Below are 23,781 nucleotides of genomic sequence, written 5' to 3'. Positions count from 1 at the left end.
TTATCTATGTATTGCTGACTCGCCCATGAATAGTAAGGACATTATCATGCAAAGTCACACTATCCGGTCTGATTCCCAGCGGAAAAGTACTGAAATCATAAATTTCAGTGCTGCCCAGGCGGGTACCGTTAAATGTCATGCCCATGCCTTCAACAATAACATTGGAGGGTATAAACATCAATTTATTTCCGTTCATACCAAAGCTGCCCTGAATAATTGCCTGCGCCGTCAATATGCCACCCAGTTTGACAGTTCCGCGTACCTGTACGGCATCATCACTAAAAATGACAGATACATCTGAAAGATTATTGACTTTTTGCGTTAAAAATGTTTTCAGATCATCGCTGCGTATCGAGGCAGTCATTTCTCCACTATCTGCATGCAGCATCGTAAGCTGTTGATTCATCAAGCTGTCTGCCGGGCTAAAATGGATTCCTTTCAAATCGCAGTCAAACGATTCAAAACGCAGATCACCGACAGCAAAATTTTTTCCATGTACGGTAATACTATCCAAATCTCCCTTTAAAACCTTGAGTCCCGGCGATGCGTTGACATGTACATCGCCGGGCTCTATATCCATTTTTCCAGACAAGGCCTGATATAAACCAGCTTCAGCTATTTGTGGTGCATACATATTGGCTCCCACAACAATCAGAACAACCATGATGCATAATATAATCAGTTTTTTCATCATAGCTCCTGCTTCGCTAATTTTTTTTCCTTTTCTCGCTGTAAAAATCCTTCAATGAAAATATCCAGATCACCGTCCATCACAGCCTGAACATTGCCAGTTTCCACGTTAGTTCGATGATCCTTGACCAAATTATACGGATGAAAAACATATGAGCGTATCTGACTTCCCCATTCGATAGCTTGGTGCGTTCCGCCGATTTCAGCCTTCAGTTTTTCCTGTTTTTCCTGTTCCAGCTCAAACAGCTTAGCGCGCAGATACTTCATGCACATTTCGCGGTTTTGCAGCTGCGATCGTTCATTTTGGCACTGCACGACAACACCTGTCGGAAGGTGTGTCATGCGAACAGCAGAGCTTGTCTTGTTTACATGCTGTCCACCTGCTCCGGAAGCACGGAAATAATCGACACGCACTTCCTCCATATTAATTTCTACTGCAACATCATCAGGAAGTTCTGGCATTACATCCACAGCTGTAAAAGAAGTATGCCGTCGGGCAGCCGCATCAAAAGGAGAAATACGAACCAGCCGGTGCACTCCCTTTTCCGATTTCAGATATCCATACGCATATTCACCTTCAATGGTAAAGGTGGCACTCTTGACGCCGGCTTCATCACCTGGCTGCATATCCATAACGGTAATGTGATAACCATTTCGCTCTGCCCAGCGCGTATACATACGAATCAGCATCTGCGCCCAATCCTGCGCTTCTGTGCCGCCGGCACCGGCATGAAAGGTTATAATAGCATTGCATTTGTCATATTCGCCGGAAAGAAGCAGGCGAATTTCTCTTTTTTCAATATCTTTCAAGATCTCATTATACTGCTTTTCAATATCTCCGACAAGCGACGTGTCACCGTCTTCCATCGCCATCTCAAGATAGTCGCTTACGTCCTCCGCCTTGCGGACCAAGGCTTCATGTCCTTCGACTTCTGCTTTAAGCAGCGTTGCTTCCTGGGAAATGGCCTTTGCCTTATCCGGATCATTCCAAAAATCCGGATCACTCATCTGCATGTCCAAATCCGCTATTTTATCCTTTTTACGAGCTAAGTTAAAGTGAATCCCCGATTTCCTGTATTCTTTTCTGTACATCTTCAAGGGGCTTACGCATTTCTTCTAATAACACAAGAATCACCATCTTTCAACGAATACCGATTTCTATACTATATTAGTCATTTGACTTATTCTGATCATCCTTTGCAATATCTTCAGGGCTGACAGGCTTGCTTTCCACATGAATTTCCCTTGCTCCCTGCAAATGATCCTCAGCCTGCGGTACAGGTTTGCTGTATGTGACCTGTATATGGTACAGGAAAGTCACTACTGTGCGTTTAATTGAATCCACCATTTCTTCAAACATTTCATAGGCTTCAAACTTATATTCGACAAGCGGATTTTTCTGCCCATATGCCCGCAAATTTATTCCTTCCTTCAGAGCATCCATAGCATCGAGATGATCCATCCATTTGCTGTCCACAACCCGCAGCATAATTGCCTTTTCCAATTCCCGCATTGTTTGTTCGCCAATTTCCGTTTCACGAGTTTCATATAAATCTTCCGCTATCTTTTTCAACTTTTCCCGTACTTCAATGCGGCTTAGATTTTCCAGCTCAGCAACGGATGTAGCTCCCTTAGGCACAAAATACTGTTCCATCTGCGTCAGAAGACCTGCAAAATCCCATTCCTCCGGATACAGTTTTTCATTGGCATACTTATCCAGACCTTCCACAATGATATCGTCCACCATGCCAAGAATCGTACTGCGCAAGGAATCTGCCACCAATACCTGACGGCGCTGGCCGTATAAAACTTCACGCTGCTGATTCATGACATCATCATACTCCAGTACGTACTTACGAATTTCGAAGTTATGCCCTTCTACCTTCTTCTGCGCCTTTTCAATAGACCGGGTAATCATTCTGTGTGTGATGGGCTCGTCTTCCTCCATCCCCAGCTTATCCATAAACTTGGAAATATTTTCAGAACCAAAAATACGCATAAGATCGTCTTCCAACGACAGGAAAAATTGGGTTGTGCCCGGATCTCCCTGCCGTCCCGCACGCCCACGAAGCTGATTATCAATCCGGCGGCTTTCATGCCGTTCCGTTCCGATAATCATAAGCCCGCCAAGGTCAGCTACTCCCGCTCCCAATTTGATATCCGTACCACGACCCGCCATATTGGTAGCAATCGTGACCGTATTCATTTGACCCGCATTTTTAATAATTTCCGCTTCTTTTTCATGATATTTCGCATTCAGCACATTGTGAACAATATGCTCTTTGTCAAGCATCTGACTGAGAATTTCCGATTGGCTGATTGAGGTTGTACCGACTAAGACCGGCTGTCCCGCGGCATTGCGCTCCTTGACAGTACGAACGACTGCGCGGTACTTGGCATTCTTCGTCTTATAAATGACATCGGGCAAATCCTTACGGATCATCGGCTTATTAGTCGGAATTACATATACATCCAGCTTATATATTTTATTGAATTCGTCCTCTTCCGTCTTAGCTGTACCGGTCATTCCAGCCAGTTTATTGTACATACGGAAATAATTCTGGAAGGTAATCGTTGCCAGCGTTTTACTTTCACCCTGTACCTTCACGTTTTCCTTGGCTTCGATAGATTGATGCAGTCCGTCACTGTAACGGCGCCCGAACATAAGACGGCCCGTAAATTCATCAACAATAACTATTTCACCATTTTTGACAACGTAATCCTTATCACGGTGCATCATAAATCTGGCACGCAAAGCCTGAATAACTAAATGATTCAAATCAAGATGCTCGTTATCAAACATATTGTCAACGCCCATCATTTTTTCGATTTTAGCAACCCCGGATTCGGTCGGTGCAATGGTTTTTTGTTTTTCATCCATTGTATAATCTTCTTTATCCAGCTGCTTTATAACACCCGCCAGTGTGTAATACAAATCCGTCGATTTTTCACCGGGCCCCGAAATAATAAGCGGTGTCCGCGCTTCATCCACCAAAATACTGTCAACTTCATCGACAATACAGTAATTAAGCGGGCGTTGTACCATTTGATCCTTGCTGATAACCATATTATCCCGTAAATAATCAAAGCCAAATTCATTGTTTGTCCCATATGTAACATCCGCATTATACGCACGGCGCCGTTGATCATAGGTTAAATCATGGACGATCAGCCCTACGGACAGACCAAGAAATTTATAAATCTGCCCCATTTCTTCACTATCGCGGGTAGCCAAATAGTCATTGACGGTAACAACATGCGAGCCCTTGCCGGTGAGGGCATTCAAATAAACAGGCAGGGTTGCCACAAGAGTTTTTCCTTCACCTGTTTTCATTTCTGCAATATCGCCGCGATGTAAAACAATACCGCCTAACAGCTGCACATCGAAATGGCGCATGCCAAGAACACGCCGTGACGCTTCACGGACAACAGCAAATGCTTCTGGAAGAATATCTTCCAATGTTTCTCCATCGGCCAGCCGCTGTTTGAATTCAAATGTTTTTTCCTGCAGCGACGAATCGCTCAGAGCCATCAATTTCGGTTCCAAATCATTGATCTGATGGACGGTAGGCCACATTTTTTTCAATTCATGTTCAGTATTGTTGCCAAGCAACCTCTGTATCAATTTATTAAACACCTATTGAGCCCTCCAATTACAACGCAATCTACTACACATTTATATCAATTATACATTTTATCAAACTAAGGGATAAAAGACAAGGGAATTAGAAGCACCCCTTCATAAGGACTAGGAAAACGCTACATTTTATGTATATATAAAACGCTATTTACTTTGCATAATTATAAAATAAGAACAAAATACATTCATCTGCACTTAAAAAATAGTAGAAAATAAAACACACTGCCCATCTAAGGTAAAAAGACAGTGTGTTTTATTAAGCTTCAAAATCTGCCTGCCCCATTTCCATTAGAAAATACGACATGCCAGCCTTATTCTTCTGTCATGCGTTCATACTGCTTGGCAACGGCTTCAAATTCTTCATCAGTCGGTGCAACATAAACAGATTCACCGTCTTCTACATCAATACGTGCAATAATAGCATCGCCGGAGTCTTCTTCGTCCTCGTCTTCACTGTACGGTGCCAGTATGGCAAAGGTTTTGCCATCCCATTCGATAACAGCAGCTTCTGCATAATACTCTTCCGAGCCATCTTCACCGGTAATGGTAACTACCTGTACTTCTTCTAATTCTTCTGCCATATTATCCTCCCTGCGCATCTAAATAATTCTGCAAAATAAATACAGCTGCCATTTTATCGATGACTTGTTTTCTTTTGTTCCGCCGGACATTGGCTGCAATGAGTTCTCGTTCAGCCATTACCGTCGTCAGGCGTTCATCCCAGTAGACAAAGTCCATCTCAGGCATGACCTTGCGCAATTCATCCACCATTTGCTCAATTTTATCAATATTAATACTCCGATCACCATTCATATGACGCGGCATTCCCACGACAACACGGTGCACTTCTTTTTCCCGCACAATATCTAAAAGACGTTGAAAATCTTTTTTCTGAGTAGTTCTGTGAATTGTTTCAAGTCCCTGAGCCGTAATAAGCAAGGCATCACTGCAAGCTACGCCAATTGTTTTCGATCCCACATCCAAGCCTAAAATACGCATATATGCTACAATCCCCGTTGCTTGACATATGAACGTACCAGCTCTTCGATCAGTTCATCCCGTTCAATGCGTCTGATATTGCTGCGGGCATTATTATGGCTGGTAATATACGTGGGATCCCCGGAGAGCAGATAGCCTACAATCTGGTTGACCGGATTATATCCTTTTTCTTCCAATGCATGATATACATCTTCCAATATCATGGATGCAACAGTCTGTTCTTCGTTTCTGTTTTGCATAATCATCGTTTCATCATTTACTGCCATGTAATCACGTCCTTTGATAAGACCTGCTGGTCAAAAAGAGTTAATTTATCCTAATAATTCACAAACCGCGTGTTTACCGGCTTCCAGAGCATCTGGCAGTTTCCCGGGGTCTTTCCCGCCGGCCTGCGCCATGTCCGGACGTCCGCCACCATTGCCGCCGGCAGCCTGGGCTGCCGCCTTAATAATTTTTCCGGCATGAAGTCCTTTTTTTGTATCCGCCTTGGCAACCTTGCAAACAAAATGAACTTTATCTCCTGTTGCCGTTCCCAAAAGAATAACGCCACCGCCTACTTTATCCATGACAGCATCTGCCAATTCGCGCAGGCCATCCATTGAGTCGGTCTGGGCTGATGCCGCGACGACAGGTACGCCGCCGATATTTTCCTGCGATGCTAAAATCATATCCATATCCGACAAGGATGCTGCCTTCTTCAACTGCTGCAGTTCCTTTTCCGCGTCTTTCAGCTGGGCCAATACAATTTGGACTTTTTCTGGCACATCTTCTACCTTAGTTTTAAGCATAGCCGCTGTCCGCAATAACGCGGCTGCGTCTTGACAGGCCTGCTGCAGTGCTGCTGCTCCGGTTACCGCTTCAATACGGCGCACACCGGTTCCCGTCCCCGTTTCCGAAAGAATTCGGAAGGTGCCGATCACCGCTGTCGTATTGACATGAGAGCCGCCGCAGAGTTCACAACTGAACGAATTCACAGACACAACGCGCACTACATCACCGTATTTTTCGCCAAAAAGAGCCATCGCTCCCTTTTTTCTGGCCTCATCAATTGACATTTCCTCAATTGTCACCGGAATGTTTTTAAGGATTTCAGCATTAACCAGCTGTTCCACATGTTCCAATTCATCTCGCGTAACCGGTGAAAAATGCGTAAAATCAAATCGGAGCCGGTCGGGTGTGACAAGAGATCCCGCCTGATTAACATGGTTCCCCAGTACCTTGCGGAGCGCGGCCTGCAGTAAATGCGTCGCCGTATGATTACGGGCTAATGCCAGATTGCGTTCTTTATCAACAGCTATACCCAACACATCTCCCGTGTGTATAACACCTTCCGTAATTGTAGCAATCAGATAAACAAGACCGTTTGGCAATACTTTGGCATCGGTAACCGCTGCCTTGCCCTCAGAGCCAGTCAGAATGCCTGTATCTCCCAGCTGACCGCCGCCTTCAGGATGAAATGGATTGATATCAAGTATAACCGTAATCGTCTCTCCGTCATGGGCCTCCCTGATTTCCGCACCGTCTTTTCCCAACATGGCCACAGTCGCGTTAACAGCCGCCGGATCATTGACCAGCTTAGACTGCTCCAGCCCTGTCGTATCCGGCGTAACCACCTTAGCCGATACATCTGCTCGTGCTGCACGGGCCCGGTCCTGCTGTTTCTTCATAGCCGTTTCAAATTCCGTTTTATCTATGGTTATGCCCTTTTCTCCGGCAATTTCTTCAGTCAGCTCGACAGGAAACCCGAATGTATCATATAGCTTGAATACATCCTTTCCAGACAATGCCTTAGCTGATCCTGCCGCCGCTATCATTTCATCTAATAATTCTATCCCTTGGATCAAGGTTGCTCCAAATTGCTTTTCCTCCGTATCAATGACTTTTTTAATCAAATCCTCGTGTTCGTGAAGCTCTGGATAGGCTTCTCCTAAAATGGAAATAACCGTATCGACAAGACTGCTCAAAAAAAGACCTTCAATCCCCAGCAATCGTCCGAAACGTACGGCACGCCGCAAAATACGGCGCAGTACATATCCCCGGCCCTCATTAGACGGCAGAATACCGTCGCTGATCATTACCGTAATAGCCCGGATATGGTCTGCAATAACCTTGGTAGCTACCTTCTGCTGCGGATCCGCATAATCTCCCCGACAGAGCAAAAGAACCTGCTCAATAATCGGGAAAATCAAATCAGTCTCAAAGTTGGACTCTTTTTGTTGAATCACGGAGGCCAATCGTTCCAACCCAGCGCCCGTATCAATATTTTTCTTAGCTAACGGCGTATATTTACCATCTTTTGTACGATTAAACTGTGTAAAGACAAGATTCCATATTTCAAGATACCGGTCACAGTCACAGCCAACAGTACAAGTCGGTTCACCACAACCTCGTTCTGCTCCCAAATCATAAAATATTTCACTGTCCGGCCCGCAGGGGCCTTCTCCTATTTCCCAAAAATTATCTTCAAATTTGAAAATGCGTTCATCAGCCAGTCCAATCATAGTATGCCAATACTCATATGCTTCCGTGTCATCGGGATAAATCGTAACATATAGCTTATCCGGATCAAGTTCCAAAACCTTCGTCAAAAATTCCCAAGCCCAGGAAATAGCTTCTTTTTTAAAATAATCTCCAAAGGAAAAATTTCCCAGCATTTCAAAGAATGTATGATGACGCGCAGTACGTCCGACATTGTCAATATCACCGGTACGAATACACTTTTGGCTTGTTGTCACACGATATGACGGCGGCACAAGCTTACCCGTAAAATAAGGCTTCAGTGGTGCCATTCCGGCACCAATAAGCAAAAGACTCGGATCGTTTTGGGGGATCAAGGGAAAACTGTGCAAAATCAAATGTTCCTTGCTTTTGAAAAATTGCAAATACGCTTTGCGAATTTCATTACCCGTCATATACTTCATCATAACACTCCCTCTAAATTTCTTTCGCATTCTGGGAAAATTATACGCTCTTCAGGCCTTGTTGGGCAACCTTTTGACCTATGCTTTTCCCTCATTCCTTACGAAATTTTATTTCATAAGGAATGGCTAGCAAGAACCGGACAGTCATCTGCCGTTTTGTAAAAACAGACATTACTGACCACTGCTCACTAGCCACAACGCGCTATGCTTACCTGACTCTTTTAGCACCAACGTAGTGAGAAGACCAATATCCGCTGTTCAGGCTGTCTACTCGAATACCGCTGCTGGTTGTCGCACTGATAAAATTGCCATCACCCACATAAATTCCTGTATGGGATACGCCTGGTTCATACGTAGTAAAAAAGACCAAATCTCCCGGTATAAGTTCCCTACGCGACACATTATTTCCGATTCGGTACTGTTCATCTGCCATACGTGGTAATTTAATACCGTTATGGGAAAATACATATTTGGTAAAACCAGAACAATCAAACCCGTCAGGGGTATTGCCGCCAAACACATAAGGTACTCCCAAAAAACGATATGCAGAAGATACCAAGTTATTACCAATACGGTCGTTACCATCAAATTGTTTCACTTTGGTATATCTTGCCGAAAGAGAATTATCGGTATACCGATTATCCAGACTTTGCCGACTGTCTTTTTTAGGAGTATCCTTCGGTAAAAGATTCCGTTTTCCTGTCAGAAGATAATACGTCCAGCCACCTACGTTACCGCTTACCTGAATTTTCTTGTCAGCCTGAAATTTAGATACAGTCTTGGCTGTATCCTTGGAAAACATACCATTAGCCTTGACATTATAGCCCAACTTGCGGAGCTGCTGCTGAATGAGCAGCACCTCATCTCCCTTGCTCCCCACCGTATAATACGCAGAGGCAGCACCGACAGGAACCACCGTCATCAGCAATACGACTGCCACTAAAAAAACTCTGCCTACTTGTTTCCACATAAAAGCTCCTCTCTGTCTCCGAGGTTAACTGACGGGTTAGGCTGAAGACAGCCTTCCAAATACATTGGATTCACCCCAAAAGATTGGATCCCCCGTACCCTTTACAAGGATTCGACTTTTCTTTTCTGTGTGCTTTCTTCATTTTTTATTTTTACCAAGCTCTGCCCGCAGCCAATATAGCGGACGCTGTTTTACCTCTTCGAATATGCGTCCAATGTATTCTCCTATAACACCGATAAAAATAAGCTGCAGCCCGCCTAAAAGGCAAACAACGACCATCGTCGTTGTCCAGCCGGGTGTCGCCTCACCCATGAAATCACAGTATAAAACGTGCAATATCATAAGAACGCTGAAAAAACCGCTCACCATACCGACATAAAAAGAAATACGCAACGGGATTTTAGAGTATGCAGTAATGCCATCTAAGGCAAAATGCATCATCTTACGGACAGAAAATTTTGATTGGCCGGCAAATCGCTTAGGGGCAATAAAAGAAATAGAAGTCTGCTTATATCCAATACCTCCGATCATTCCGCGAATAAACCGGTCATGTTCACGGAATAATTTAAACGTTTCCATTACTCGTTTATCCACTAACCGGAAATCAGATCCTCCGGGAGTAATGTGAACCGGCGAAACAGCATTCAGCAGCTTATAATACCACTTAGACGTTGTTTTCTTAAAAAAATCTGCATCATCTGTCGCTTGGCGTACTGTTTGCACAACATCATAGCCTTCCCGCCATTTCTGCACTAAATCCGGAATCATCACCGGCGGATGCTGTAAATCACCATCCATGGTAATGACCGCATCCCCTGCGGCATGATCCATGCCACAGGTAATTGCCAGCTGGTGCCCGAAATTACGAGCTAAAATAAACGCCCGCACATGATCATCCTGCTGTGTCAGACGGCTCAGCAACAACGGTGTTGAATCTCTGGATCCATCATCCACAAAAATAATTTCATAGTTCATGTTAATTGACTGTATCGCCCTGGTTACTTCTTCATAAAATTTTTCAATATTCAGCTGTTCATTATACACAGGAACAACAACAGACAACATTTTTTGGTCTTTCAAATCAAATCGTTCCACTGTTTATTATACCATCCCTACGTTTTTACTGTCAAAAAAAGCCGGTTGCATAGCTGCCTTACATTTCTGGTTTACGTATTACAATCCATTAACGCCGCCAAAAAGCTTTCGATTTCACCCTGCGAAGCATATCCGATAATTCGCTTGATCGGCTGACCATCTTCAAAAAAAAGCAGAGTAGGCACTGCCATAATTTCATACGTTTCGGCAATTGATTTAGCAGTATCCACGTTTACATTGACAATGCTTACCTTACCTTCAAAACGTTGCGCGGCATTTTGAATTTCTGAACGGATCATTTTGCATGGTTCACACCATGGTGCCCAAAAATAAACCATGACGATTCCGGTTTTATGCATTACCTGAAGTGAAAAATCAGCATCATTTTCTACTGAAATGAGTGTCATCGTTACGCCCTTCCTCCTGTAACCGCCTCTTTATAATCAAATTTATTATAACAAAAACACCATCAACTTTCCAGTATTTTTAAAGGAATAGAATTACTTGGCACTGACCTCTAAAAAAAAATCCGGCATTCCCAGAGAATACCGGACAGAAAAACCTCTATTCTGCATCTGCAATAGTATTGATAAATCGTTCCAAAAGGACTTCCCGTCCCTCTTTTTTAAGTGCAGAGTAAGCAACAGCGCTGCTGTCTGCCGGAAACATTGCATCTAATATCGCAAGATTTTTCTTTTTTTCATTTGATTTCAATTTATCCGACTTTGTACCGATAATCTGTAAATGGACGCCGCTGGCAGCCAGCCAATCATAAGCCTGCCCATCGATAGCAAGACCGGGATGACGCAGATCAATAAGCAGGCATAACATCCGCAAACGAGGCGAGCTGGTAATATATTCGCTGATAAAGCTGCTCCACATCTGCCTTTTTTTTCCACCGGCACGAGCAAAGCCGTAACCGGGAAGATCAACCAGACACAAGGGGGTGCGCATTACTTCATCATGATCCTTTTCTCTGATCTCTGCGCTGAAGAAATTGATAGTCTGCGTTTTTCCCGGTTCACCGCTCACCCGGGCCAAACCTCGCTGATTGCATAGTGAATTGATCAGGCTTGACTTTCCTACATTGGACCGTCCTAAAAAAGCGATCTCCGGCAAAGAAAGTTCCGGATACTGATCCTTTCGTACGGCAGATGCGACATACTTAGGATTAATAATCTGTAAGTCACGGGTCATCAGAGCTTCACCAGTGCCTGTTCCAGTACTTCATCCATATCATGCACAAAGACAAAGGTCACACTATCTTTGACAGATTGCGGCACATCTGCCATGTCCCGCTTATTTTCCTCCGGCAGAAGAATTTTTTTAATCCCCGCCCGATGTGCTGCAATGACCTTTTCTTTAATGCCCCCTACAGGCAGCACGATGCCGCGCAGCGTGATTTCGCCGGTCATAGCCACATCATGCCGCACAGCCTTACCGGTCAGCGCCGAGGCTAAAGCCGTCGCCATCGTAATACCGGCAGACGGACCATCTTTGGGAATAGCCCCTTCAGGAAGATGAATATGCATATCCAATTGGGAATAAAAGTCATCGGGAAGCCCTAAAACATCTGCACGGCGTCGGATATATGTCATGCCAGCCTCTGCCGATTCCTTCATAACATCGCCAAGCTGCCCGGTCAGCAGCAGATTCCCTTTGCCTTTAACGGCTACTGCCTCCGTTTCCAAAACCTCGCCGCCTACCTGTGTCCATGCCAGACCTGTAACGATTCCGACCTCATCATCCTTATTAATTTTTGACGGCAAAAATTTAATAGGTCCCAGTAAGGTTTCCAAATTTTTGACAGAAACCGTAATGGGTTTATCTGCCTGAAGAAGAATAGACTTGCCAATTTTACGGCAAACCGTCCCAATAGTCTTTTCCAGAGTACGAACACCTGATTCGCGGGTATATCCTTGAATAATATGACGAAGGACAGTATCAGAAAATTTTGCCTGATTGATTTTAATACCGTTTTCTTTAATTTGCTTCGGTACAAGATAGCGTTTAGCAATCTGCACCTTTTCTTCTTCCGTATAGCTGGTAAAGTCAATGATTTCCATTCTATCCAGCAAAGGGCGTGGAATATCGCTGATCACATTTGCGGTAGTAATCCAAAAAACCTTGGACAAGTCAAACGGAATTTCAATAAAATGATCGCTGAATGAATTATTTTGTTCCGGATCCAGTACTTCCAACAGCGCAGATGAAGGATCTCCCCTCATATCGGATGTCATTTTATCCACTTCATCCAGAAGAAATACAGGATTTTTCACACCAGCCTGTTTCATCCCCGATATGATACGTCCCGGCAGCGCCCCAATATAAGTCCGGCGATGCCCTCTGATCTCCGCCTCGTCACGAACGCCGCCTAATGAAATACGCACATATTTCCGATTCATCGCTCTGGCAATAGAGCGGGCAATACTTGTCTTACCCGTTCCCGGGGGGCCGACAAAACACAGAATAGGCCCCTTTAGCTGCTTCGTCAGCTGTTTGACTGCCAGATATTCAACAATTCGTTCTTTTACTTTTTCCAGCCCATAATGATCTTCATCGAGAACACGCTGTGCCTCTGCTAAATTCAAGCGGTCTTTTGTTTCTTTTTTCCATGGAAGCGCCATCGCCCAATCCAAATACGTCCGAATAATAGCTGATTCAGCCATCATAGGAGGCATAGAATCCAAACGGTCGACTTCTTTCAAAAGAGATGCTTCTGTTGATTTAGCAAGCTTCATTTTAAGAATTTTCTGCCGTAGTTCTTCAACTTCCGTATCTTTATCTATTTTATCTCCCAATTCATGATGAATGGCCTTAATTTTTTCACGAAGATAATATTCTTTTTGCTGCTGGTCCATCTTGCCCCGAACTTCTATATTGAGTTCTGATTCCAGATTCGCAATTTCCACTTCCGTATCCAAAAGGGCCGCCACACGATGAAGCCGACCCATTAGTTCCGTCATTTCCAAAATCTGCTGCCGAATAATCAGCCGCAGCGGCAGCTGCGACACAACAAAATCTGCCAATACCCCCGGAGTATCAATAGACCGCGCTTTTTCCAGCACCTCTTCATTATTGCGCATCGTTTCCAGCCATTCAGAAGCTCTTTTGAAGATAAGCCTGCGCAGGGCTTCTTCTTTTTTGCTGTCCGTACTAATATCGTCCAGTTTAACTGCCGCTACCTCTAAATAATCTTTTTTTTCAGAAAAGCCCTGCATCTGAACGCGTGAAATACCATCAACAAGAACACGAACCAGCCCGCCGGGCAGCCGCAAGAGCTGTTGAATTTTGACAAGCGTCCCTGTTTGATATACATCATCAAATCCGGGCTCATCCTCATTTTCATCAATTTGAGCGGATACGATAAGAAAACGGTCATGTTCCATGGCGTAATCAATAGCTGCCAATGATTTTTCGCGCCCCACATCAATATGGCTCAATAAATTAGGATATACAACAATACCTCGCAACGGAATAAAGGGCATTGAAATAATTGAATTTTCATCCATACGTTTCACCTTCTTTAGTAAAAATAAAACTCATTTCTAATTACGAGAAATGAGTTTTATTAATTTATATCATCAATTTTCCTGTTTTAATACAATCTCAGGCTCTTTGCCATTCAAGACACAGTCATCAGTAACAATACACTTTTTTACATCCTTACGGCTGGGAACATCAAACATAACATTGAGCATGATGCGTTCAATAATAGAACGAAGACCGCGTGCCCCCGTATTCCGCCGCAGCGCTTCTTTAGCGATTGCCTGAAGCGCCTCTGGAGTAAACGTCAGTTCTACGTCATCCATGTCAAGCATTTTTTGATACTGCTTGACCAACGCATTTTTCGGTTCTGTCAGAATATGCACCATGGCTTCTTCATCCAGCGGATTCAAAGTTACCAATACGGGAAGACGTCCGATCAATTCCGGAATAAGGCCAAATTTCTGCAAATCTGTCGGAATAATTTCCTTGAACAGCATTTCCATTGATCGTTCCGTCTTGGACTGAATTTCAGCCCCAAAGCCCATATTCTTATCAATCGTACGATTCAGAATCGTCTTATCGATGCCATCAAACGCGCCGCCGCAAATAAAGAGGATATTGGTCGTATCAATCTGCAGCATTTCCTGATGCGGATGCTTGCGCCCACCTTGCGGCGGAACACCTGCAACGGTGCCTTCAAGAATCTTCAACAGCGCCTGCTGCACCCCCTCGCCGGAAACGTCTCTCGTAATGGACGGATTTTCCGATTTGCGGGCTATTTTGTCGATTTCATCAATATAAATAATGCCCCGTTCCGCCTTTGCGATATCATAATCTGCAGCCTGAATCAATTTGAGAAGACAATTTTCCACATCTTCCCCTACGTATCCGGCTTCAGTAAGACTTGTCGCATCTGCAATAGCAAAAGGCACGTCAAGAAGTCTGGCCAGTGTCTGAGCCAGCAGCGTTTTACCACTGCCGGTCGGGCCAACCATAATAATATTAGATTTCTGCAGCTCCACGTCATCTGAAATACTGTTGGTCTGAAGACGCTTATAATGGTTATACACAGCAACAGAAAGAGTTTTCTTTGCCGCTTCCTGTCCAATAACGTATTCATCCAGCGTCTTTTTAATTTGCTGGGGCGTCGGCAGATCCTTCAGCTGAAAATCAGAAGAACCTTCACTATTTTCCTCTTCCAGAATATGCTGGGCCACAGTAACACATTCGTCACAAATATACACGCCCGGACCGGCTATCAGTTTCTGCACTTCATTCTGCGGACGTCCGCAGAAACTGCATCTTGGTTCATCATTCTTATCTTTCACTGCGTCTTCCTCCTGTGCTGCCTGTTATTTCGCTTCTTCATGAGGACGGACGAGGATTTCATCAACAAGACCGTACGCCTTTGCGTCTTCGGCCGTCATAAAATTATCCCGGTCTGTATCCTTCTGGATGACTTCAATAGGCTGGCCCGTATGCTTGGACAACAGTCCGTTCAGCTCTTTACGCATACGCAAAATTTCTTTGGCATGAATTTCTATTTCCGTGGCCTGCCCCTGAACGCCTCCCAAAGGCTGGTGAATCATTACCTGCGAATGGGGCAGCGCAAACCGTTTTCCCTTGGCACCTGCCGTCAGCAAAACCGAAGCCATGCTGGCCGCCGAGCCGACACAAATTGTCGATACATCAGGCTTAATATACTGCATCGTATCATAAATAGCCATGCCGGCAGTAACAACACCGCCTGGGCTGTTGATATACAAATGGATATCCTTATCCGGGTTTTCCGCTTCCAAAAATAACAGCTGCGCAATAATAATATTGGCCGTTGTATCATCAATAGGTCCGCCTAAAAAGACGATACGGTCTTTGAGCAGACGGGAATAAATATCATAGCTGCGTTCACCTTGTGTCGTCTGTTCAACGACCATAGGCACATATATACTCATATAAACACCTCCGGAGATTACGCTTCCGGTTTGTCTTCAGCCTTTACCTGTTCAACGTTGGGTTCTTCACCCTTCGTATCTTCATTTGTATTGACAGCATTTTTCAAGATAAAGCTTGCAGCTTTTTTGCGGCCAACAGACTGAACCAACATCGGAACGCGATGTTCTTTCAAAATAATCTTATACACTTCTTTGGGATCGGCACCAAAGTTCTGTGCCATTGTAATGATTTCTGCCTGAAGATCAATATCTTTAACTTCAATATTTTCTGCTTTGGCAATAGCTTCCAGAACAAGATCCATTTTAACATTTTCCTTTGCAGGTTCGATGTACTGTTCCTTCAACTTATCCATATCCTGATGCATATACTTGAGATAATCGTCAAGATTCATGCGCTGCGTTTCCAATTTCATAGAAAGTTCTTCAATCATCTGATCAATTTTATCATCGACCATAATCTGCGGAATGTCAACTTCAGCAGCATTAACAGCCGTTTTCAGTACTTCGGAATTGAATTTTTCCAAAGCCTGGAAAGATGCTTTAGATTCCAGACGCTTGCGGATATCAGCCTTTAATTCGTCAATCGTATCGAATTTTCCAGCTTCCTTGGCAAATTCGTCATTAATTGCTGGTAATTCACTGCGTTTTACGTCATTAATTTTAACGGCAAAAACAGCTTCTTTACCAGCCAGCTTCTTTTCAAAATAATCTTCCGGGAAGGTAACTTTTACATCTTTTTCATCCCCGGCCTTGCAACCGATAATCTGGTCTTCAAATCCCGGAATAAAGCTGCCTGATCCTATCTGAAGGGGATAGGATTTTCCCTCGCCGCCCTCAAAAGGAACGCCCTCCACACTGCCGTTAAAATCAATGACCGCAAAATCATCCTTAGCAATTTCGGTGCCTTCCGGCGCAATAACGAGTTTGGAATGCTGTTTTTGAAGATTTGCCAATTCCTTTGATACATCTTCATCAGTTACGGAAATAACATCTTTAGCAAGTTTGATGCCTTTATATTCGCCTAATTTTACTTTCGGCTTTTTAATGACCGTTGCTTCAAACACAACGTCCTTGCCCTTTTCATCACTGATTACTTTAATATCTGGATCGGCGACAGGGATAATGTCTTTTTCTTTCAATGCATCACTGTATGCTTTATTAGCAATTGCTTCAAAAACTTCCTGTTTGACAGCATCTTTGCCCAAGAAGCTTTCCAGCACCATACGCGGAGCCTTACCTTTGCGGAAGCCCGGGATATTTACGCGTCCTGCAAGATTTTTGCAAGCAGCGGCAGAAGCTTTAGACGCTTCCTTGACCGGTACTTCGATGTGCAGGGTTATTTTATGCTGGTCTACTTCGTTAACAGTTACATTCATTCTAAGTATGTCCTCCTTATGGGTATAAACCCTAAATTATCTCTAAAATACCATATTACGCCCTACATCATATCATAAATTTACATATTTTACAATAAAAAGATGCACTTCTCCATTTACAAACTTTAGGCCCGCACCAAATAAAAAGAGACGCACTGGCATTTGCTAAAAAAAAACGACCTCTTTAGAAGTCGTTTTTTCTGTTTAATTATTATCTTATCTCAGATTGCAATTCAATGTTGTCTGTAATTCTGCAATAACAGCATCAATGGACTTCTGAATATCCGCTTCAGTCAGAGTTCCCTCTGATGAACGAAACACCAAGGAATACGCCAGGCTTTTAAAACCCTTAGGAACTTGTTTTCCTTGATACATATCAAAAAGATGAACCGCTTCCAGATAAGGTCCGCCATCTTTCTGTATAACAGAAATAATATCGGCGTTATCGGTTTGGACAGGTGCCAAGAACGCCAGATCACGGCTGATTGCCGGAAATTTAGCCACCTTATGATAATCCGGAAGAAAATTAACTAACGGCAAAACAGCATTTAAGTGCATCTCAAACACATATACCGGGCCAACAACATCGTAATTATCAACAGCTTTCGGATGAAGCTCCCCAAAATGGCATAAAACATTATTATCTTTGACAAAGGCCGCCGCCTTGCCGGGATGCAGCGGCGCCCACGCAGAAGCCTGCAGGTCAGCCTGAATTCCCAAGCCTTTCAATACGGCTTCTACCATTCCCTTGATATCATAAAAGTCGTAATTTTCTGCTTTATCCGGCCACTGTGCCTCAGTACGCTGACCGTATAACAGTCCGGCAACACAAAGTTCTTCTTCGGGCAGTTCCGTAACTGGAAGGGCCTTGGGTCTGTAGACCGGCGCTATTTCATAAATAGCTACAGAGGGATTTTTTACCGCCTGATTCCGAGCCAGGACATCCATAAGAGATGTCAGCAGCGTCGTCCGCATAAGGGGAAATTCCTCCGTAATCGGATTTAAAATCGGCACCGCCGCATAAACGGCATCACCGTCCTGAAACAGCATTTTTTTCAGTGAATCCGTATTCATAAAGCTAAAGGTAACGGTTTCATTCAGTCCACTGCTGCTCAAAACAGACGAAATTTTTTCACTGACGGCATGATGATAGCCCTCCTCTCCCTTAGTAATATTGCTCCAGGGATGGGTAGAAGGAATATGTTCATAGCCAAAAATGCGGGCAACTTCTTCTGCAATATCCGGCATTTCTGTGCAGTCGCCACGATAAGACGGCACAATTGCCGTAATCGCATCTCCTTTTTGTTCAATGCCAAAGCGAAGCGTTTTCAAAATGGAAATCATTTGTTCTTCTGAAATATCGGTACCGAGGAACGCGTTGATCTGCCGGCTCGTAAAAGAAATTTTCGTTGTTTTTTGCGGCCGCGGATACACATCCACAATCCCTTGTGCTACATCACAAGCTCCCATTTGCTGCAAAAGCTGGGCACAGCGATCCAGTGAATGAATGCAGCTTTCCGCATCAAGACCCCGTTCAAAACGAGCAGAAGCTTCCGAACGCAAGCCTAGTGCCCGCCCAGTTCTGCGGATACTAGACCCCTTGAAAGAGGCGCATTCCAAAATAACCGTTTTCGTTTTCTCCGTTACTTCCGAAGTAAATCCACCCATAACGCCGGCAACACAGCAAACCTTTTCCGCATCCGCAATAACCAGCATCTGTTCCGTCAATTGCCGGTCCGTGCCATCCAGCGTCTTAATCTTTTCACCACGCCGGGCACGCCGGGCAATAAGATGATGATCTGCCACTTTGTCATAATCGTAGGCATGCAGCGGAATCCCCAGTTCAACCATCACATAATTCGTCACGTCGACGACATTATTAATAGGACGAACGCCGGACTTTCGCAGACGCTGCTGCATCCAGAGCGGTGATTTGCCAACTTTCACATTGCATAAAAACCGTGCCGTATAGCGGCTGCACAATTCCTCATCCTCAATGGAAATTTTCACGTTACCGCTGATGGATTGTTCGCATTCATCAACCGTAATATCCGGATATGCCGCCTGCCGACCGCTCAATACAGCAAATTCACGGCTCAGTCCGACCATGCTGAAGCAGTCAGCCCGATTCGGCGTGAGTTCATATTCATATACGACATCCCTGAGCTCAAGATAGTCAACGGCATCTACGCCGACAGGAGTATTGCCGGGAAGAATCCATATGCCATTGCGTTCCTCCGGCAGCAGAACACTATCATCAAACCCCAGTTCATGGGCAGAGCAGAGCATGCCGTCAGATGCCACGCCGCGAAGCTTTGATTTCTTGATTTTTACGCCTCCCGGCAGGTGCGCTCCATGAACAGCCACGGGAACAATTTGGTTTTCCCGCACATTAGAAGCACCCGTAACGATTTGTAGTTCATGGTCGCCCATATCCAGCTGGCAAATCACCAAATGATCCGCATCTGGATGCTTGGCAATGCTCAAAATTTTGCCGGTATATACCTTCTTTATTTCATCACCCCAATATTCCACCTGTTCCACAGGAATACCGGCGGTTGTCAACGTATCAGCAAATTTCTGCAGGTCCTGCGTCATATCTACATCTACATACTCCTGCATCCATAATAAAGAACTTTTCATGATCCGTACCTCCTAAAACTGATTCAAGAACCGCATATCATTTTCATAAAACAAACGCAAGTCGTCAATACCGTATTTCAACATGGCAATACGTTCTACCCCCATGCCAAAAGCAAAAGCACTGACTTCATTGGGATCGTATCCATTGATACGCAGAACGTTGGGATTTGTCATGCCGCAGCCCAGAATTTCCAGCCACCCCGTATGGGAGCACACACGGCAGCCTTTACCGCCGCACATGACACAGGAAATATCGACTTCGGCACTCGGTTCCGTAAAAGGAAAATAGCTGGCACGAAAACGCACCTTGGTCTGCGTCCCGAAAATATCCTGCAGGAAATCTTCCAGCATTCCCTTCAAATCAGAAAACCGGATTCCCTTATCAACAATCATCCCTTCCATCTGATGAAATATAGGGGAATGAGTAGCATCATAATCGCAGCGATATACCTTGCCAGGCGCGATAATTTTAAACGGTTCATTCGGTTTATGCGACTGTAGCGTACGCGCTTCTAGAGGCGATGTATGCGTACGCAGCAAAATATTATCTGTCACGTACATGGAATCCTGCATGTCTCTGGCCGGATGATCTTCAGGCAAATTTAAACATTGAAAATTATAATAATCTGATTCGATATCCGGACCTTCTACGATAGAAAAGCCCATATTCAAGAAGGATTGCTCCATCAGCCGTCTTGTCAGATGCAACGGATGTTCATGCCCCATAACAGGTTTTCTGCCCGGCAGTGTAATATCGATTTTTTCAGATTGGATTTTATTTTCCAGCGCGCATTCTTTCAAGTCTTCCATTTTACGTTTCAGGTGATCTTCAATAATACCTCTAGCCGTATTGACAAGCTGTCCTACTTTAGGGCGATCTTCCTTGGAAAGACTCTTCAATTCCTTCATAATAGATGTCAATTCGCCTTTTTTCCCTAAATACTTCACACGAATATCCTGCACATCCTGGATCGCTTCACTCTTCGCAATTTGTTCATCCACTGCTGATTTAATTGCCTCAATCTTATCACTGATCATGAATGTATTCCTCCTCTGGTTCAAAATAAAAATAGACTCCCGCCCCTGAAGGGGCGAAAGTCTGACTTCGCGGTACCACCCTAATTATATCTCGTATGTCCTGTAACGGGAACCCCCGTTCTGCCTACTATTCAGCAAAAAACTCCAAAGTGAACGCACAAGACTGCCGGTGCATGGCTCTCAATCGGCGGCTCATGCTCCCTGTATCCGGAAAAAGGTTTTGTACTCTCTTTTTCATCATCATTATACTCTATTCTGTTGCAAAAAAAGTTTCACATATATTGTATCAGTATAATGTCTTATTTGCAATAACCAATCGCTGAATTTGATTCGTCCCTTCATAAATCTGCATAATTTTAGCATCACGCATATATTTTTCGACGGGATATTCTTTGATATACCCATATCCGCCCATAACCTGAACGGCATTGACCGTGACATTCATTGCCACATCAGACGCATTGCACTTTGCAATAGCGGCTTCCCGGCTGAATTCCATGCCCTGATCTTTCATCCAGCAAGCCCGCTGCACTAAAAGACGAGCACCTTCGATCTGCATTGCCATATCAGCAATCATTCCCTGGACCATTTCGAAAGAAGCGATGGGTTTACCAAACTGAACCCGTACCTTGGCATATTCGCAGCAGGCCCGAAACGCAGCTTCAGCAATGCCCACTGACACGGCCCCTACAAAGGGACGGGCAGCATCAAGAGTATTCATGGCAATACGGAAGCCCTGGCCTTCACGCCCAAGACGATTTTCCATCGGTACATAGCAATCCTGGAAAACAAGCTCCGTCGTATTAGAAGCTCGAATTCCCATTTTGTTTTCTTCTTTGCCTATTGTAAAACCTTGCGCACCTTTACGAACAATAAAAGCCGTCAAGCCGCGAACCCCCCCGGATTTACGGGCATTGGCAAACACAACGAACACTTCTGCAAGTGCACCGTTTGTGATAAAACATTTAGTACCGTTTAAGACATAGCCCTTGCCATCTTCCGTTTTTTGAGCTCGGGTAGATACGGAACCGGCATCTGAACCAGTTCCGGGTTCCGTCAACGCAAAGGCAGCCAGCTTATCCTGATTTATAATATCAAAATATCTTGTTTTCTGATCATCATTGCCGGCGATAATCACAGGATACGATGCCAGTGCATTTGCGGCTACAGTGGTAGCCACACCGGCACAACCCTTTCCTAATTCTTCATAAATAGCCGCAATTGTAGCAGCATCCAGCCCGGCTCCGCCGTATTCTTCCGGAATAGCTACACCGAGAAGCCCCTGCGCCGCCAATTTTTCAAGCAAACCGTCATGAAGTTTTCCCTTTTCATCCATTTCAGACGCATAAGGAATAATTTCTTTTTCCACTAAATCGCGAACGACCTTAATAATTTCCTGCTGTTCGTCGTTATAAGCAAAGTCCATCTCTACTAACCAACCTTCCGTATTAAATCATAAACTGCCTGTCAATCAAGCTTCCCTAAAACATAAAAAGATGACCGCCCTTTTACAACGATACATCCTGATTCATCAAAACATTCACATTCGACAACAATTGTCTTTCCTCCCTGATGGACGACCTGACCGATTCCTGTCAGATAGTGATCTTGTTCAATTCGCCGGATATAATTCATGTTGATCTCCAGCGTCGTAACCCGGTATCCCAGCGTCCGGCTCGCCATTCCCATCAAAGTATCGCAAAAGGCAGCCAGCACTCCACCGGAAGCAATTCCCCGGTAATTACACAAATGGGGTTTGATTGCAAATCTTAAACGAACCCATCCTTCATCGATATCTTCGATCTCACAAGGAAGGTTTTTAAAGTAAGGCGTATTCTTGTACACGCCTACATAAATATTTTGAAGCCTATTTCTGAGAGCTTCCTTATTTGCTTCTGCGTGTCGTTCAGTATTCATTGTCATCTCCATCACCGAACCGATACGGCCCGGTCACGAAAAAAGTACCCTTGCCGTGAGCCAGATATCTGTCTTTATTATCATAAAAGTCACATAACGCCACCATCGTTGTATGTCCATTATGAATGACTTTTGCTTCAGCACGAATTGTTGTATCTGAGAATGCCGGTCGCAGATAATTCATAGATAAATCCAAGGTGAGAACAGCCTTTCCACAAACTGCACAAGCAGTTTCCATTGTTGAATCAGCCATGGAATACAAAACGCCGCCGTACATTGTCCCATTCGGATTATCCCAAGAAGTGCCTTCGTTCTGAAAGACAAGGATTGTACTTTGTTCATCGGCCTTCAGTACACGAAACCCCATATAATTGTCAAAAGGATTTTTTTGTACTGCATTATCTACGGTCTCTACATTCATTTTCATGGACTGTATCTACTCCTTTAAGCTTCCGAATATAAATACCCTTACATTTTACTATATAGGCTGAAAAACGTCAAACAAAACCTACTGCTGCGTCGTGTCAAAAAAGCTGTGCCGTGGCACAGCTTTTGACATGTCTGACCTGGTTTTTACCCCCACACTCGCCTGCTGGAAGGTTCGCTCATGGATATCTATCCCCCACTACTGCTCCTCTCGCTTTTTGCGGCAGGACTTACTTCTAGGCCGCACTATGATCAGAACTGCTTTGAGTCCCTTACGTGGATCGCTTTGCCTGCGACTGGCATCGACTTTCAACCACAGCACATGTCGTCTTATTATACGTAAGATTTTATCTATTTGTCAATGGAAGGCAAAAGACGGTATGTGTCAAGAAGTTCTCGGTGAATGTATTGACCTAGATAATAGCTAGCCTCATCGACATCGTTTTTTTATAAAAATGCAGGCGTTGAGAAACTGTTAGCTAACTTCCCTATGGCACTGCTGGACGGGCCATTATTGCAAATGCGTCCGTGATGAATCCCTACATGCGTTTGAAAGGGAATCTTCCGCATGACTCGTCTCATCGTCCCACGGAAAGTGCGGCTGACTGGAGCGGTAAACCCCTTG

At 44.4% G+C, this 23,781-nt stretch carries 20 protein-coding genes and 1 riboswitch; all 20 genes read right to left on the bottom strand.

The window, feature by feature from the left end; all coding sequences use genetic code 11:
• Window positions 1-4 precede the first annotated feature (4 nt).
• The gene (locus tag AB840_RS06120) at window positions 5-694 is read right to left on the bottom strand and encodes an LmeA family phospholipid-binding protein (protein WP_234984802.1); all 690 of its coding nucleotides are present in this window, start codon (window positions 692-694) and stop codon (window positions 5-7) included.
• Window positions 691-1,828, bottom strand: a protein-coding gene (gene prfB, locus AB840_RS06115; protein ID WP_354523151.1) for a peptide chain release factor 2 whose coding sequence is annotated in 2 segments (ribosomal slippage) — window positions 691-1,743 and window positions 1,745-1,828 — 1,137 coding nt in all. Because the reading frame shifts where the segments join, the coding sequence is not laid out codon by codon here. The genes AB840_RS06120 and prfB overlap by 4 nt, the downstream gene beginning before the upstream one ends.
• A 30-nt stretch (window positions 1,829-1,858) precedes the next feature.
• Complete coding sequence (gene secA / locus AB840_RS06110) at window positions 1,859-4,327, bottom strand: preprotein translocase subunit SecA (RefSeq protein ID WP_072061777.1); 2,469 nt, start codon at window positions 4,325-4,327, stop codon at window positions 1,859-1,861.
• 314 nt (window positions 4,328-4,641) lie between these two features.
• Window positions 4,642-4,911 carry a DUF1292 domain-containing protein gene (locus tag AB840_RS06105; protein WP_048513950.1) on the bottom strand — a complete coding sequence of 90 codons (270 nt, stop codon included), beginning with the start codon at window positions 4,909-4,911 and terminating at the stop codon, window positions 4,642-4,644.
• A gap of 1 nt (window position 4,912) precedes the next feature.
• A complete protein-coding gene (gene ruvX / locus AB840_RS06100) occupies window positions 4,913-5,329 on the bottom strand; it encodes a Holliday junction resolvase RuvX (protein WP_048513949.1) in 417 nt (138 codons plus the stop codon).
• A 5-nt stretch (window positions 5,330-5,334) separates the two neighbouring features.
• Window positions 5,335-5,595: an IreB family regulatory phosphoprotein gene (locus AB840_RS06095; protein WP_048513948.1), complete on the bottom strand. Its 261-nt coding sequence runs from the start codon at window positions 5,593-5,595 to the stop codon at window positions 5,335-5,337.
• 45 nt (window positions 5,596-5,640) lie between these two features.
• A complete protein-coding gene (gene alaS / locus AB840_RS06090; RefSeq protein WP_171969695.1) occupies window positions 5,641-8,241 on the bottom strand; it encodes an alanine--tRNA ligase in 2,601 nt (866 codons plus the stop codon).
• A gap of 217 nt (window positions 8,242-8,458) precedes the next feature.
• Window positions 8,459-9,220, bottom strand: a complete 762-nt coding sequence (locus tag AB840_RS06085) for a C40 family peptidase (RefSeq protein ID WP_048513946.1) — start codon at window positions 9,218-9,220, stop codon at window positions 8,459-8,461.
• Window positions 9,219-9,347: riboswitch (cyclic di-AMP (ydaO/yuaA leader) on the bottom strand. It overlaps the preceding gene by 2 nt.
• An 11-nt stretch (window positions 9,348-9,358) precedes the next feature.
• Window positions 9,359-10,285: a glycosyltransferase family 2 protein gene (locus AB840_RS06080; protein ID WP_072061778.1), complete on the bottom strand. Its 927-nt coding sequence runs from the start codon at window positions 10,283-10,285 to the stop codon at window positions 9,359-9,361.
• A gap of 101 nt (window positions 10,286-10,386) precedes the next feature.
• On the bottom strand, window positions 10,387-10,722 hold the full coding sequence (locus AB840_RS06075) for a thioredoxin family protein (RefSeq protein ID WP_072061775.1): 336 nt from the start codon (window positions 10,720-10,722) through the stop codon (window positions 10,387-10,389).
• A 157-nt stretch (window positions 10,723-10,879) separates the two neighbouring features.
• A complete protein-coding gene (yihA, locus tag AB840_RS06070) occupies window positions 10,880-11,512 on the bottom strand; it encodes a ribosome biogenesis GTP-binding protein YihA/YsxC (protein WP_048513945.1) in 633 nt (210 codons plus the stop codon).
• Window positions 11,512-13,827 (bottom strand): endopeptidase La, encoded by a 2,316-nt coding sequence (gene lon, locus AB840_RS06065; protein ID WP_048513944.1) that lies wholly within the window; start codon window positions 13,825-13,827, stop codon window positions 11,512-11,514. The genes yihA and lon overlap by 1 nt, the downstream gene beginning before the upstream one ends.
• A 72-nt stretch (window positions 13,828-13,899) precedes the next feature.
• Window positions 13,900-15,132 (bottom strand): ATP-dependent Clp protease ATP-binding subunit ClpX, encoded by a 1,233-nt coding sequence (clpX, locus tag AB840_RS06060; protein ID WP_048513943.1) that lies wholly within the window; start codon window positions 15,130-15,132, stop codon window positions 13,900-13,902.
• Between the two features lie 24 nt (window positions 15,133-15,156).
• A complete protein-coding gene (gene clpP, locus AB840_RS06055; RefSeq protein WP_048513942.1) occupies window positions 15,157-15,756 on the bottom strand; it encodes an ATP-dependent Clp endopeptidase proteolytic subunit ClpP in 600 nt (199 codons plus the stop codon).
• Window positions 15,757-15,773: 17 nt separating this feature from the next.
• The gene (tig, locus tag AB840_RS06050; protein ID WP_048513941.1) at window positions 15,774-17,132 is read right to left on the bottom strand and encodes a trigger factor; all 1,359 of its coding nucleotides are present in this window, start codon (window positions 17,130-17,132) and stop codon (window positions 15,774-15,776) included.
• A gap of 216 nt (window positions 17,133-17,348) precedes the next feature.
• A complete protein-coding gene (gene pheT / locus AB840_RS06045; protein ID WP_048513940.1) occupies window positions 17,349-19,775 on the bottom strand; it encodes a phenylalanine--tRNA ligase subunit beta in 2,427 nt (808 codons plus the stop codon).
• A 12-nt stretch (window positions 19,776-19,787) separates the two neighbouring features.
• Window positions 19,788-20,813 (bottom strand): phenylalanine--tRNA ligase subunit alpha, encoded by a 1,026-nt coding sequence (gene pheS, locus AB840_RS06040; protein ID WP_048513939.1) that lies wholly within the window; start codon window positions 20,811-20,813, stop codon window positions 19,788-19,790.
• A gap of 286 nt (window positions 20,814-21,099) precedes the next feature.
• A complete protein-coding gene (locus AB840_RS06035; protein ID WP_048513938.1) occupies window positions 21,100-22,239 on the bottom strand; it encodes an acyl-CoA dehydrogenase family protein in 1,140 nt (379 codons plus the stop codon).
• 41 nt (window positions 22,240-22,280) lie between these two features.
• Complete coding sequence (locus tag AB840_RS06030; protein WP_048513937.1) at window positions 22,281-22,730, bottom strand: PaaI family thioesterase; 450 nt, start codon at window positions 22,728-22,730, stop codon at window positions 22,281-22,283.
• Window positions 22,720-23,157, bottom strand: coding sequence for a PaaI family thioesterase (locus AB840_RS06025; protein WP_234984801.1), 438 nt, complete (start codon window positions 23,155-23,157; stop codon window positions 22,720-22,722). The genes AB840_RS06030 and AB840_RS06025 overlap by 11 nt, the downstream gene beginning before the upstream one ends.
• Between the last annotated feature and the right edge of the window lie 624 nt (window positions 23,158-23,781).

This window comes from Megasphaera cerevisiae DSM 20462 (assembly GCF_001045675.1).
GTDB lineage: Bacteria > Bacillota > Negativicutes > Veillonellales > Megasphaeraceae > Megasphaera > Megasphaera cerevisiae.
The sequence above is the reverse complement of the archived record's forward strand: the minus strand, read 5'-3'. Positions and strand labels throughout refer to the sequence as shown.

Excerpts from the sequence above, each read along its gene's own strand:
- AB840_RS06120 (WP_234984802.1), bottom strand. The coding sequence starts at position 694 with ATGATGAAAAAACTGATTATATTATGCATCATGGTTGTTCTGATTGTT.
- AB840_RS06105 (WP_048513950.1), bottom strand. The coding sequence starts at position 4,911 with ATGGCAGAAGAATTAGAAGAAGTACAGGTAGTTACCATTACCGGTGAA.
- ruvX (WP_048513949.1), bottom strand. The coding sequence starts at position 5,329 with ATGCGTATTTTAGGCTTGGATGTGGGATCGAAAACAATTGGCGTAGCT.
- AB840_RS06095 (WP_048513948.1), bottom strand. The coding sequence starts at position 5,595 with ATGGCAGTAAATGATGAAACGATGATTATGCAAAACAGAAACGAAGAA.
- alaS (WP_171969695.1), bottom strand. The coding sequence starts at position 8,241 with ATGACGGGTAATGAAATTCGCAAAGCGTATTTGCAATTTTTCAAAAGC.
- AB840_RS06085 (WP_048513946.1), bottom strand. The coding sequence starts at position 9,220 with ATGTGGAAACAAGTAGGCAGAGTTTTTTTAGTGGCAGTCGTATTGCTG.
- AB840_RS06080 (WP_072061778.1), bottom strand. The coding sequence starts at position 10,285 with ATGTTGTCTGTTGTTGTTCCTGTGTATAATGAACAGCTGAATATTGAA.
- AB840_RS06075 (WP_072061775.1), bottom strand. The coding sequence starts at position 10,722 with ATGACACTCATTTCAGTAGAAAATGATGCTGATTTTTCACTTCAGGTA.
- yihA (WP_048513945.1), bottom strand. The coding sequence starts at position 11,512 with ATGACCCGTGACTTACAGATTATTAATCCTAAGTATGTCGCATCTGCC.
- lon (WP_048513944.1), bottom strand. The coding sequence starts at position 13,827 with ATGGATGAAAATTCAATTATTTCAATGCCCTTTATTCCGTTGCGAGGT.
- clpP (WP_048513942.1), bottom strand. The coding sequence starts at position 15,756 with ATGAGTATATATGTGCCTATGGTCGTTGAACAGACGACACAAGGTGAA.
- tig (WP_048513941.1), bottom strand. The coding sequence starts at position 17,132 with ATGAATGTAACTGTTAACGAAGTAGACCAGCATAAAATAACCCTGCAC.
- pheT (WP_048513940.1), bottom strand. The coding sequence starts at position 19,775 with ATGAAAAGTTCTTTATTATGGATGCAGGAGTATGTAGATGTAGATATG.
- pheS (WP_048513939.1), bottom strand. The coding sequence starts at position 20,813 with ATGATCAGTGATAAGATTGAGGCAATTAAATCAGCAGTGGATGAACAA.
- AB840_RS06035 (WP_048513938.1), bottom strand. The coding sequence starts at position 22,239 with ATGGACTTTGCTTATAACGACGAACAGCAGGAAATTATTAAGGTCGTT.
- AB840_RS06030 (WP_048513937.1), bottom strand. The coding sequence starts at position 22,730 with ATGAATACTGAACGACACGCAGAAGCAAATAAGGAAGCTCTCAGAAAT.
- AB840_RS06025 (WP_234984801.1), bottom strand. The coding sequence starts at position 23,157 with ATGAAAATGAATGTAGAGACCGTAGATAATGCAGTACAAAAAAATCCT.